The 13,295-nt window shown below is 48.5% G+C and carries 7 protein-coding genes; all 7 read left to right on the top strand.

Annotation, left to right across the window (positions count from 1 at the left end; genetic code table 11):
- The first annotated feature begins 5 nt into the window (after positions 1–5).
- The 7 genes from V3C10_21750 (at position 6) to V3C10_21720 (ending at position 13,193) form a co-directional block, all read left to right on the top strand.
- Positions 6–500, top strand: coding sequence for a hypothetical protein (locus tag V3C10_21750; protein WVP61902.1), 495 nt, complete (start codon positions 6–8; stop codon positions 498–500).
- Between the two features lie 44 nt (positions 501–544).
- Positions 545–6,901: an isopeptide-forming domain-containing fimbrial protein gene (locus tag V3C10_21745; GenBank protein ID WVP61901.1), complete on the top strand. Its 6,357-nt coding sequence runs from the start codon at positions 545–547 to the stop codon at positions 6,899–6,901.
- A 1-nt stretch (position 6,902) separates the two neighbouring features.
- Positions 6,903–8,549, top strand: coding sequence for a SpaH/EbpB family LPXTG-anchored major pilin (locus V3C10_21740; GenBank protein ID WVP61900.1), 1,647 nt, complete (start codon positions 6,903–6,905; stop codon positions 8,547–8,549).
- Between the two features lie 149 nt (positions 8,550–8,698).
- A complete protein-coding gene (locus V3C10_21735) occupies positions 8,699–9,574 on the top strand; it encodes a class C sortase (GenBank protein ID WVP61899.1) in 876 nt (291 codons plus the stop codon).
- 1 nt (position 9,575) lies between these two features.
- Positions 9,576–10,400 (top strand): pilin N-terminal domain-containing protein, encoded by an 825-nt coding sequence (locus V3C10_21730; GenBank protein WVP61898.1) that lies wholly within the window; start codon positions 9,576–9,578, stop codon positions 10,398–10,400.
- A gap of 119 nt (positions 10,401–10,519) precedes the next feature.
- The gene (locus V3C10_21725; GenBank protein ID WVP61897.1) at positions 10,520–11,206 is read left to right on the top strand and encodes a class B sortase; all 687 of its coding nucleotides are present in this window, start codon (positions 10,520–10,522) and stop codon (positions 11,204–11,206) included.
- 226 nt (positions 11,207–11,432) lie between these two features.
- Positions 11,433–13,193: a diguanylate cyclase gene (locus V3C10_21720; GenBank protein ID WVP61896.1), complete on the top strand. Its 1,761-nt coding sequence runs from the start codon at positions 11,433–11,435 to the stop codon at positions 13,191–13,193.
- Positions 13,194–13,295 lie beyond the last annotated feature (102 nt).

Genomic DNA, 13,295 nt, shown 5'->3' with positions numbered 1-13,295 from the left:
ACCAGTTGAGTATCGGTGAAATTAATTTATCGGCGCCAAACCTGATGAGTATCTGTGTGGACGGCCGGAATCATTCGGATATAAGCGGCAGGCTGTACCATAGGGGACAGAAACAACCGGTTCCCTTTAATAACAGCGGCCGGGCCCTCTTTGAGATGGAAATGTGGTGTGACCGGGTGGGATATCCCCAACCCGAGGTGATGGCAAGGAAATTTAAGACAAAGCCGCCCAAAGCAGGTGATGCGGCAGGCAGAGAGTGTGACAAAGGACCGGAGCGGTTCGACGGCAGGGAGAAAGAGGAGGCAATGACCGTGGCGGGAGAAGAGATTTTAAATAAAGAAGGCAAAGAAGGAACCTTCGTGGTTCATATCAAATACAGACAGAACGCTACCTGGCAGGGCCAGGTGACATGGGCCGAAAAGAAACAGACCTGCAGCTTCAGGAGTGCGCTGGAACTTTTGAAACTGATCGATTCCGCTTTGGATGAAGAGAAAAAATAGGATGGATGAAGATAGATATATTAATCGGAAAGGATATGGCGGGTATGTGGAGAATAAAAAAAGACGGGAAAATTAGAAGAATGATGGCAGCCTGTCTTGGAATCTGCATGGTAATGCAGATAGTCATAGGCGGTTTGCTGCCGATAGGAACTTACGCAGGGGATGGCAGGCCGGAAGAGGTGAATATCAGCATAACGGAGAAGCAGATAAGAAAAGCACTCGCCAATAAGGAGCCGGTAGAAGAATGGGATGATATCAATCTGAAAATTCCGTACCAGTTGAAGGAAAAGCAGGAAGCAGCCAGAGAACTGCTGGAAAGTACGCTTCTGCGCATGACGGTTGTGACAAAGAAGACATCTTCCGATTATTCCTATATAGTGGCTGCAATGTCGGACGACCCGGAAAACCCGGAGGCGCCTGTCAATGAAATAGTGCTGGTTGGCCTGAACGGTAAACGGTCAGGAGATATCAATTTTAATCTGCAAATCACCGATGAGAATGGGATGGTTATCCGGTCTCTCACGGCGATTGGTTACCGTTGGGATGATGATTCCGAGGAAGACGGAGAGAAAGCTTCGGAGTCGGAGGCGACAGGCTCGGAAGCCGACGAGTCTCCAAGGGCAACGGGTTCTGAAGCTGATGAGCCTTCCATGGCGACAGATTCTGAGGCCGATGAGCAGGCGGTTACCGCCTTTGCCTATACGGCGGCCAGCGGTTCCGAGGCCACCGAATCCGAGGTAAAGGAAGACGGTTCTGACAAAAGCGCCGGCGGCTTTATCGAGGTATATCGGGAAGTTATGGAGGGAGATGAGTTAGAAGGACTCCTGATTTCGAAGGCAGAGCGTCCAACGGCTCTCTCGCTTGATTTCAGAAAGGCAGATTCTCTTCCCTCAGCTCCGTCCATCAGGACATCCGCAGGAGGGCTGGCTCTGGGAAGCGTCAGCAGCGGAGCGCCGGTTTATAACGGAACCGTCGGAGAAATCGTGAACTTCCAGGTTGTGGCGAGAAATAATCCGGTAAAGACAGGGGAATATAATGTATTTGATGTGGTGGCTGCATACAGTAATGCAGCTCAGAATGAGGAAGCAATTCTTGGAATTGAATTCACAGTGGATGGTATTAATGACGATGACAATTCTAAGCTTAATCAATATCTGCTTGGGCCGGAGACCGGCTCAGGCGTTCAAGAAGTATCGGCTTCTGATTCGGGGTGGGAGAAAATACAGGCGGTGCTTAAGGAGGCCGGAAGATATGAGGCAGGTCAGAAATGGTATAAGATACCTTCCGTACAGTCTGTAATCTACTATTGTCCTGAGACCAGATATGCGGCATTCAGCAAGGCAAACGGGGATACGGCCAGCATGGCGCTTCAGTTTGTTTTTAAAAGCGGGATTACACCCGATGGCGTGACGATAACCGCTAAGCCGGAGGTAGTAAATGAGGATGCGCTGATTCAGTCCTATCTGGATTCTCTGACAGAGACGCCGGGGAATTCAAAGCCCAGTAGTGAAGAGGTAAAAGAGGGGATTAAGTGCAGTGAGCCGGCAGTCATTGAAAACACAGCTGCCTTCGCATGGAGACCTGTGACGAAAGAGATCGTTCAAAGCACGCTTCAGGGGACTCAGGTGAATGGAAAGAAGACGCTGGGCAATCTTTGGACTGTAACGGGAGATAATAAGATTGAATATACGGTTACGGCCGGACCGGATCATGGCGCGGATACGACACTTGGGGTATTAAATACGGGAAAGATAGTTTTAAAAGATACGGTCACTTTCACGGGCATGAAAATAGCAGAGGATCGAGTCCTGGAAACAAAGAAGGAAGGAACTACGTACCGTATTAACCTGACTAAGGGGGGAGATACAAGGTATTTTATGGAATTTGGTTTTGAAGGGCCTGAACCTGCAAACTTTACGGCTGAAATGTCGGACGACAGAAAGAGTGTTACCTTTACGCTCGAGTACGAGAATCCGACGCCGGAACAGGAACTCCAGCTGAATCATAACAAACCGCTGAGTGTAAAACTTAATTTTTATAAACTGTTTAGACTTGGTGGAATCATTCAGGTGACAGGAGACAGTGAAACACCGTCTATTAAGAATGATGTGGAGCTGGACACCTATGCGGTTACGTATGACCAGGCCTCTGAGACGGATAAGAAGAGCCTTCATCACCACAGTACAGCAGAAGCTCACGTAAGTGCAACACCAGCCTATCCCATCATCAAGACGGCTTTTGTGGATGAGGAATGCACAAAAAAGGCAGAAGGGGAGCAGGCAGTATTTAACCCGGAAGGGACTGTATATTATCAGATTAAGGTAAAGAATCAGGGATATACGGCCAAAGAATTTAAAATAACGGATTATGTGCCTGACGGAATCGATTTTGACTCTGTCGAGGCTGTGAAAGCAGTCATTGGAGCAGATGCAATAAAGATAAATCAATTAACAGTCGACAAGAAGAAGGGACAGCTTTACTCGTGGGGCAATTTTGCAATTCCCGCCAATCAGGAGGCCACATTAACGCTGAAGGCCGCGATTAAAAAAAGTGAAGCGTTTGAAGGGAAGGATGCCAGCAGCACGAAGCTTGAAAACCGTGCGGAGTGGTTTTACGCGGAAGAGGGCGCAGAGCCCCTTGGAACGGATTCGGCTACCGTTTATGTTGCCGCAGGGGAATTGACTAATGCAGAATTAGGACTGGAAAAGATTTCCTCTGCAAAAGAGGGAGAGGGGGCCGCTCCTCCTCAGTTAAGCCTGGGTGCTACGGTAGACTATACATTAACAGCCCATTTGACAGACAAGGCAGAGTATTCTCGTCCTGTGACGATTACGGATAACTGGCCGAAGGAAAGTGTAAAATTCACGCAGGTTAAGAACCTGGCGCCTGGTGGAACAGTTGTACTGAAAACAGGTACGGTAGAGGCTTCTTATACGAATGAATCCAGTACGACGCAAAAGACGGTGAATGTCAGCTCATTCAAAACGGCAGAGGGAAAGACACTTACGGATGCACAAATTTCAGCTATCGATACGATTAAGGTAATTGTCTATTTAGATAAACCTTCGGGGAATGACAAAACAGGTCCTAAAGTAGCTACCGTACTGTCTGGAACAATTATCAAAGAAGGAGCTGTTACAAACAGCGCTTCGGGAGGTTCGGGAGAAGGCTTGAATCCATCCGTCACATTTTATGCGGTAAACATGGGAATAGAAAAAAAGGCTTACCGTATTGCCAAAGCGTACGCTTCCAACATTACGGAGACAACTGCGTTGCAGCAGGGAAGTGCAGGTTCTGCCACCTTTGCCGCAGATGATGTGGTATGCTTTGAGATTAAAGTTGACAATAAAAATAAAGCGGGCGCAAACAGTCTGGCAATTGCCCCGGTGCTCAGCGACGATTTAGGAGGCTTGTTCAAAGATTCCTCTGGGAAAGACATTGCTCCGGTTTTTGCGGAAGCTGTGTTGAAAGAAATAAAAGGAAGTATTTTCTATAAAATGTCCGATTCGTGGACCTGGGTTCCGTTAGATCCGCCTGAAGATGGGAATTTTAAACTTGACTTCAGTAATGTAAACGGTAAAAGGGTTGAGATACCGAATGGCCAGTCATGCACGGTGCGTATCTATATGAAGGTGCCGGCAGATGCGGTGAAACGGGGAGCGACCAGAAAATTTACGAATAATGCATCCGCAGTTCTTACATTGGATAACCAGAAATTTACAGTCTCCTCGACGGTGGATATCAACACCCTGGAAAATGCAGAGCAGAAGGTTTCGATCTCAAAAGAGGTCTACGCAGTAGGGAAGCAATTAACCAGACCGAGTACAGAGAATGCTACTGACAAAGTTTTTCTGGAAAACGCCGCCTGGTTTAACAGGGAAATTCCGGACAGAGGGTATAAAGGATACGAGCCGGATACGGAGTATCCCGCCGTGAATAAGGGCGACTATGTACTATACAAGATTACCATAAAAAATGACAGTGACACAGAGCCGCTATATATTTACGAAATCCAGGATATTCTTCCGGCTGAAATGGAATTTACGCATTTCATAGAATTTATCGGTGGTGTGGGGGAGAAGGGAAAGATACAGGCTGACTCCGATAACCGGCTGCAGCTCAGCTATACACACTACGTTTATCCGTTTACTTCTACAGGAGGCAGATGGCTGTATTATACAGATGGGAACAATTCTGATAAAGGCGTAATACCGTCAATAAACTTTCAGAAGAGAACGGAAGGCAATCCCAACGGAAAGATGTATTTAAACGGCTCTGTTTTAAGAGCCAGACTTTACAGAGCTTCCGGGTCTGCAAATGTACCTGTCATTAAGAAGGGGGGAACCATAGTATACGGAATCCTTGCCAGAGTCAAGGAGGATATAGACAGTAATACGCTCCTTACAAATACAACGGGAGTAGTTGTCGATCAGTCTGCTGAAATTGTAAGCGGCGATAAAGTGGAGACAACGGAGCAGGGATGGGGGGATGTAGCCGGCACGACTGTTGGCGGTTATGCCTACCCGGCTGAATCATTCAAAATTGTATCGGCATCCGCAAGTGTAAAGGGCTCTGATTTCACTCCGGGCATCTCTAAAGTGTGTATCGGCTATCGAGACTTGGGAGCCGGTGTTGATACCGATTGGCCGGCTCTTGCGCCGAATACCACGCCTACCGATTGGCTTCGCTGGAAGATAACACTGCATAATGGAACCAACGGGACGCCGACGGCAGGACCCATCGAGAACTACATGGTAATTGATGAGTTTCCGCAGGGAATGGCCTACAACGGGGACGACCCGGCCGTATTTCTGCTGGCCGGAGGTAAAAAGCTGGAACTGCCAAAACCAGACACCTCAAAAGAGGGCAGGGCGGCCTGGAGTATCACAAAGGATAAAGAAACGGGGAATTACACCGTAACCGGCGCAGCGAGAGAAAAAGTAGAAACAGATGAAGACCTGTCCATACCGGTGGGCGGAACGCTTGCTATCCGGGTCGGAACAAAACCGGCATCGGCAGACGGAACACTGCGTTACGGTTCTTATGTGAATCAGGCATATTTAATTCCTGATTCTGAAATTTATTCATACAAAAGCGCCTGCATCGGAACGGTAGTTCAGGAACCGGAGAAGGCAATCAATGCGGCAGCGCCGATCGAGCTTTACGGAGGAGCCCAGACAGAATCGTGGAAGACCATTACTGCCTCTTATGACGGGAACACAGAGCTGGGAGACGGAAGGGACGATAATCATAATACGGTCCGCTCGGCGGCAGGAGGCGAAGTTACCTATACGCTGTATGTGAAGAATATGACGGGTGACGGCACAATGGATAGTCTGGTTGTAGTCGACCATCTTCCGGAGACCGGAGACAGGGGCCTGGTAAATAATGCGGCGCGCCAGTCCGATTTTGCAGTTACTTTTGCAGACGGAACCGTGACTGCCATGATTCAGAAGGCGGACGGGGACGATTGGAAAACAATTCCTAAAGAAAGCTATCATGTCAGCTTTAACAATTGGGATGAGGTTGCCGGAAGCAGTGAATCCGCGCTTGCACAGACCGGATGGGATGAAAGCAAGGTAAAGGCCTGGAGTGGCAATTATCGTGAATCAGACACACTGGGAGTTGTATTTGAAAGTGAGTGGCTGAAAGAAAACCTCAAGAATGATGATATCATCTCCGTGTCATTTAAAGGAAAGATGCCGGCCAAGTATGAGGACGGGAAGACGGGAACCCCGATTGCCTGGAATTCATTCGGCTATGCGTACAAGGCCAGAGGCCTGAATCTTCTCGTGGAACCTGCCAAGGTAGGCGTCAGGATTCCGATGTCACAGCTGGTGATCGGCAAGGAAGTAGATAGTCCTGCTGAGGGAGACCGTGAGAAGGAATTTAGCTTCAGACTGGAATATCTGGATGGCAAGACGTGGCAGCCCATGCGTGACGCGGCTTACACTCTTATATCCGGTGGAACTACGGAAGAAAACAAGATTACAGGCAGTTCCGGGACAGATGAGGGGGTATTTTACTTAAAACATGCTCAGAAAGCCAGATTCTATGTCCCGGCGGGAAGAAAGTACCGTGTAACCGAGCTGGATGCGGAGGGGTTTGTTGTAAAGACCAAAGAATTCAGCACATCTGATAATGTGCAGTTTAATACTGGGGCGGCTTTTAGCAGTGATACGAAACCGCAGGTGGAAATGAAAGATAAGACAGAGGACGGGTTAGTTTATCATACGGCCTTCAAGAATACAAAAGCCAGTCTTGTTCTGCCGGAAACAGGAGGAATGGGGACGGGAACAACGCGTTCCTTAGGCGCGGCGATGATGCTGTTTGCAACGGCGCTGTTTTTCCTCTATGCAATAGCAGAGCGGGAGAGAAAAGAAAGAAAAAAGGAGAGATAGTATGAAAAGCAGAAGAAAAATAAAAGGATTAATTGCAGGTTTTTTGACGGCGGCAATGGTCATGTCTGCCGGGATGACATCCATGGCGGATCCGGAGCCGGCCGCCGGGGCTGTGGGGGACTCCGGGAAAATAACCCAAAGTACTCTTACCATTCAGGGAACAACGGCCGCTCCTAAAACAGGCGCCCAGTTTACTATTTATCCGGTGGTGACTTTTGATGTAGAAAAGGCTGCCGGGGAAAGCACCTATGTTTATACCAATATGAAGGTAGCAGAAAAGTTCAAGAAAACGGTAGAAGATGAAGGCGGGTTAGAGAAAATCGCAGGGTATGCAACAGCCGGCAATGTACCGAGTGAACCGATCTCCAAATTTGCGGCTAAGCTGGCTGCTGTAACTGAAAAACCGGCTGGAACTTCGTATACAATCGGTCAAACGGGAGAAACCACCCTTCCGTCAGGCTGGTATCTGGTGGAAGAGACAATACCGGCTGAGGGAGATGTCAGCCTGAAGTCAGCGCCTATTCTGGTAGCGGTCCCTGGAACAGATGGAAAGGGCCGGACCGTGACCGTTAAGAGCAGTAAGCCGGATATATCAAAAGAGATAACAGGAGAGGGGATCTTCTCACCTTCTGCGGATGATAAAAAAGTAGGCGATACTGTAAAATATGAAGTAAAGGCAGATATACCGCTTTACAGTGCGGAATATGAAGTTACAGGACAGGATTATGTTTACAGGATTACCGATACGCTCAGTGAAGGGCTGACTTATAAAGAGGATATGGTTCTTGTACTGGAGGTGAATGGTGAGTCAAAAGAAACGCTGTATGATAAGGAACATAACATTAACATTTTCGGGTCGGATGTAGTGTCGGTAGAACAAAGAGAATCAGGCACCGCCATTATGGTCACACTGAACAATCTTATAAAGACTGAAGTGAACAATAAGCCGCTCTACCAGTATGCGGAAGACGGATCAGCCAGGATAGTTGCCAGATATTCAGCAGTATTAAATGAAAATGCGGTAAAGGGAAATGCCGGAAATGAAAATGATGTTGTATTGCAATACGATGCCACTCATGAAACGGAGCATAAAAAAGCGACAGTTTACACAACAAGCTTGAAGGTGATTAAAACGGAATCGTCTTCAGACGGCACGGCAACAGAGAAAAAACTGGAAGGTGCAAAGTTCAAACTTCAGAAGGAATCCGCAGGTGTTTGGGAGGACTTAAAAGATAATAGTGACAAAGTGATCGAGTTATCGACAGATGAAAACGGAGAGCTGACGTTTGAAGGCCTTGAAGCAGGCACCTACAAACTGATTGAAACAAAAGCGCCGGATGGATATTCCCTTGATCAAACGGAACGCGAGTTTACCATTAAATTCGACAACGAGACGGGAACAGGAACTCCTGTCTGGACGGGAAAAGGCAGCGTGGACAGTAATAATAAGCCGATTATAACACTGAAAGAGGATGAAAATACAAAGGGCATCTTTGAAACTACAATCACCAACGTCAAGGGCTTTGTTCTTCCCGGCACAGGTGGTTCCGGTACGACGATGTTTAAGGTAGTCGGCGGAGTAATGATCCTGCTTGCCTGCGCTATGCTTTTGGTATATTATAAGAAAAAGGGAAAAGAAGTAAAATAAACGGTTTTACCGCGCCTATGCGGCTTTGTGCCTCTGCCTTTCGCAGTATGGATAGGCAGGCACAGAGCCCGGCTGTACCTCTGGAGCGCCGGGGGCAGAGCCGGACTCTGTGAACTAATAGTAAGTATTCGGATGTAAGGAGAAAGAGAGTGAAGAAGAACCTACCGCTTATACTAATCGGACTCATATTGACAGCAGGAATCGGAATATTTCTCTACCCGACTGCGAGCGATATCCTGAGCCGTATTACGTCTACAACAGTAATCAAAGAATACCAGGGGCAAGTGGAAAAGACGGATGAGAAAGAGATGGAGGAGATGCTGGCGGCCGCGGAGGAATACAATGAGAAACTGCCTGATAAGCTGACCATGGATCCCTTTGGGACAGAAAGCGATGATCCATCCGTGAAAGACGCTGAGTATAACCGCCTTCTCTCTATCAACGGTGTGATGGGATATGTAGATATTCCCAAGATAGATGTATATCTCCCTGTTTACCATGGCACCTCGGAGGAGGTGCTTCAGAAAGGGGCAGGACATCTCTACGGATCGGCGCTTCCTGTCGGTGGTGAAGGGAAACACAGTGTTGTTTCGGCCCACAGAGGCCTTCCGTCCGCCAAACTTTTTACCGATTTAGATCAGCTTGAAGTGGGAGATGTATTCTATTTTCATGTGTTAAACAGGATTTTGGCTTATCAGATAGATAAAATAAATGTGGTAGAGCCGGATGAGCTGGATGATCTGGATCCCCAGGAAGGCAATGATTTCATGACGCTTTTTACATGTACGCCTTATGGAATCAATTCACACAGGATGCTTTTGAGAGGGGTGAGGATTCCATACGAGCCGACACATATATCCGACATGCCTATGATTGCGGCTGCGCCACCGAAAGAGAACGCAACGCTTCCCAAGTGGGCTGTCCTCTATATGGCAGTGACGGCGGCAGCAGTTGTTGGAGCTGTCATTGCCGCACTAACAATAAGAATGAAAAGAAAGAAAAGTAAAGAAAAGAGGGGGGAATAGTATGCAGCGGACGGGAATATATGGAAAAATGCGCACTGTCCTGATAACAGGCGTGCTGGCAGCGGCTCTTTCGGTTCAAACGGCAGCGGCAGCTCCGGCGGAAGAAACGCCGGCCCTCACGATTGAAGCGATCTCGTCATCAACCGGAGAAACGGTGACGGGAGTAGAGCTATCTGTATATAGAGTGGCCGCACTCGATGAAAAGGGAATTTATACGGTTGCAGATGAATATACGGCATCAGGGCTGAAAATTGGTGAATTTGAGAATGCCGAGGCACAGAAGAAATGGGCTAAAACCGTATCTGACTATGTGGTATCTTCCGGGATTGCAGCCGGAAAATCCGGAGTGACCGATGCAAGCGGCATTGTTAATCTGGATGGCCTGGAGAAGGGATTGTACCTGGTCAGAATAACAGGAACGCCGGGAACCGATTTAAAGGTTGAAGGGGATCCGTTCTTTGTCTCACTTCCCATGTTTGAAAACAATGGCTGGGTATATCATGTTACAGCGCAGCCTAAGATAACGACCGAAAGCAGTTCGCATACACCAGGAGACGGTGGTGGACACAGCGGAGGCGGCGGCCGGCCGGGCCGGGACCCAAACAGAACGGCAACGATAACCGATCCGGATACGCCCCTGGCCAGTTTCCCATCCGAACCCGAGCTGGCGGAGATTACCGATGAGGAAGTTCCCCTGGCAGCGCTACCCAAGCTAGGGGATCTGGGAAGTTTCGGTTACGGCGCCGGGATGGTTTTCTCTCTGCTGGGGGCGGTTGTGTTCCTGGCGCTTTTGAAGAAGACGGGCGGGAGTGATAATCGGCAATGAGGAAAAAAACGATATGCAGGCTTTATGCACTTCTGGCCGGGCTCTGTTTTATTGCGGCGCTAGGCTTTGGCAGTCAGCTATTGCGGACTAGGATCAATTATCGGAGGGGCGAACAGGATTTGGCGAAGATTCAGCAGATCCGGCAGCTTCTCCCGCAAACGGTGCCGGAGGAAGAACTTGATTTAATGGATGAAGCTTCGGCCCGTGCGGTTCAGGAACAAAACAGACAGATCCGTTTGGAAACTTACAATAAGCTCCATGAAGAAAACCCCGATGTCGTCGGCTGGATTCAGATTGAAGGGACGAAGATTGACTATCCTGTTATGCAGACTCCCGATGATCCGAATTACTATCTGCACCGCGGATTTGACGGGGAGTATTCAGCCTATGGAATGATATATCTCGATGCCGGCTGTGCTCTTGATACTGTCTGTCCCAATTATCTGATTTATGGACATCACATGAAAAACGGCGCCATGTTTGCCCAGCTAGAGAATTATGCATCATTAGAGTTCCGGGAAGAGCACCCGGACATTGACTTCAGTACCATAGGAGAAACGAATTCGTATCAGGTAATAGGGGTAGTCCGGCTGGACGCATCCGAGCTCGGAAAAGATTTTACAAAGATGCTGGCGGCGAGGACAGAGGAAGACTATAACAGCCTGATGGAATATGTTAAGACAAATTCTCCCTATGATACGGGGATAACGGCTCAGTGGCCGGAGCAGCTTATTACCCTGACTACCTGTGAATACACACAAAAAGACGGCCGCCTCCTGGTGGTTGCACGGAAAAAAACTGAATAAAAGCAGGGCTACAGCTTTTGTAGGGCTGTAAATTGTAACGGATGATACCGTCCCCCCATTTTTAGGTACATTTTACTTGTAATGCTGCAGGAAAATGGTAAAATTGAGGGAGAATAGTATGGCGGTATAGCGGAATGCAAAAGAGCGGTACGGCAAAAAAATCAATTTGCCGTGCCGCTTTTGCCGCCGGCATGCAAGGTGATAATAGCGGGGGAGGGGTGCCGGGTTGAAATCTAAGCGGGAAGTGCTGGCATTTGTCAGGCATTTACAGCATCTGTATTGGGAAGAAAGGGATATGGAGGCGCTGATTTCGTATCTCGACGAAACGACATCCTGGATCGGAACCGGGAGACATGAAATTTGCTATAACATGGACGAGGCGATACAGGCGTTGAGGGAACAGTCGGAGGAGTGTCCCTCCTGCTTTATACTCAGAGAACAGAAGTATGAGGCCTTTCCATTGGCAGACGGCATTTATGGGGTTTATGGGGAATTTTCAGCTGTCAGCTCGGCGGAGGAGATGTCGGATGTCTGCGGCAGGTTTTCATTAGTCTGTGCGGATCGTGAGGATGGGATGAAGATTCTTCACCTTCACATGTCAAAGCCCGATTTGGAGCAGACGGAGGGCTGTTACTTTGCAAAGAAAGAGAACGGGAGCACAAAAGAGGAGCTGAAGGTTCGCGTCGAGGAGACTTCCAGGATCCTCCAGAAGAAGGAGAGTGAGCTGGAAGCGCTGACAGTCAGTGTGCCGGGAGGGCTTCACCGGTGCAGGGACGACGGAAAACTGACACTGCTCACGATGAGCGGCAGTTTCCTGGAGATGTTCGGTTATACCAGGGAAGAGATAAGAGCGTGGTTTAACGACAGCTTTATTGAGATGGTATATGAGGAGGACCGCTACCGCTTCCGAAGTGAGATGGACCGCCAGCTCACGAAAGGAAATACGGTGGAACTGGAATACAGGATTGCCGGGAAGGACGGGGAGCTGCGCTGGATTCTCGACAAGGGGGTGCGCGTCCAGGAGGATGGAGACGCCATACTTTACTGTGTTCTCCTGGACATTACGGAGCAGAAGAAGGAGAGGGAGGAACTGCGTCTTTCTCTGGAACGCCATAAACTCATTATGGATCAGACTACCGATATTATATTCGAGTGGGATATCGAGGAGGATGAACTGAAATTTTCGTCCAACTGGAAAAAGAAGTTCGGATATAATCCCATACACAACAAAATCAGTGAAAGGATTCCCATGTCCGAAAATATTTATCCTGCCGATATGCCTGCGTTTATCAAGATTATGAGGGATACGGCGGCAGGAGTGCCCTACTCGGAGACGGAGTTCCGCATTTGCGGCAAATCGGGAGATTATATCTGGTGCCTGATACGCGCGACAACGCAGTTTAACGCTGAGGGGAAGGCGGTCAGGGCGGTGGGCGTGATTATCGACATTGACCGCAGTAAGAAACAGAAAGAATGTCTGATGGTCCAGGCGAGCCTGGACTCACTGACAGGCCTGCTGAACAAAAAGGCCGCGAGGGAGCAGATAGAGAGTTGTTTTCTGGACAGGGAGATGACATGTGGGGCATTTATCCTGATGGATTTAGATGATTTTAAGCATATAAACGACCGGTATGGGCATCTCTGCGGTGACAGGGTGCTGTCTGAGATTGCAGAGATTATGAAGAGCCAGACGAGAAAGGGTGATGTGACCGCGAGGATCGGCGGGGATGAGTTTCTGGCATATCTGCCCGGCGCAACGGAAAAAATAGCGGCTGAAGTTGTACGCCGCCTTCAGGATGCGGTGGGGACGCTCCATCTGGATGGAAGGACCGGTGAGATCCGGGCATCTGTGGGTGCATCTTTTTATCCGAAGGATGGGAAAGACTATCTGACGCTGTTTGAAAAAGCGGATAAGGCCCTGTATTTTGTCAAAGAGACAGATAAAAACAAGTATTATACATACGAAATGCTGAGCAGGGGGCTGTGAATCTTCAGTCCCAGCTTTCCCTCTCTCCGCAGTTTGACTAAATCCCTATCTCGAAAGTTTTAAAATTTTTTTATTTTATGATTGACTTTCCTTTATTCATAT

Source organism: [Clostridium] symbiosum (assembly GCA_036419695.1).
GTDB classification, from domain to species: Bacteria; Bacillota; Clostridia; order Lachnospirales; family Lachnospiraceae; genus Otoolea; species Otoolea symbiosa_A.
This window is presented reverse-complemented; position numbering and strand designations above follow the sequence as displayed.

What these genes read in the sequence shown, in the direction of transcription:
- V3C10_21740 (WVP61900.1), top strand. Translation starts at nt 6,903, where the DNA reads ATGAAAAGCAGAAGAAAAATAAAAGGATTAATTGCAGGTTTTTTGACG.
- V3C10_21745 (WVP61901.1), top strand. Translation starts at nt 545, where the DNA reads ATGTGGAGAATAAAAAAAGACGGGAAAATTAGAAGAATGATGGCAGCC.
- V3C10_21730 (WVP61898.1), top strand. Translation starts at nt 9,576, where the DNA reads ATGCAGCGGACGGGAATATATGGAAAAATGCGCACTGTCCTGATAACA.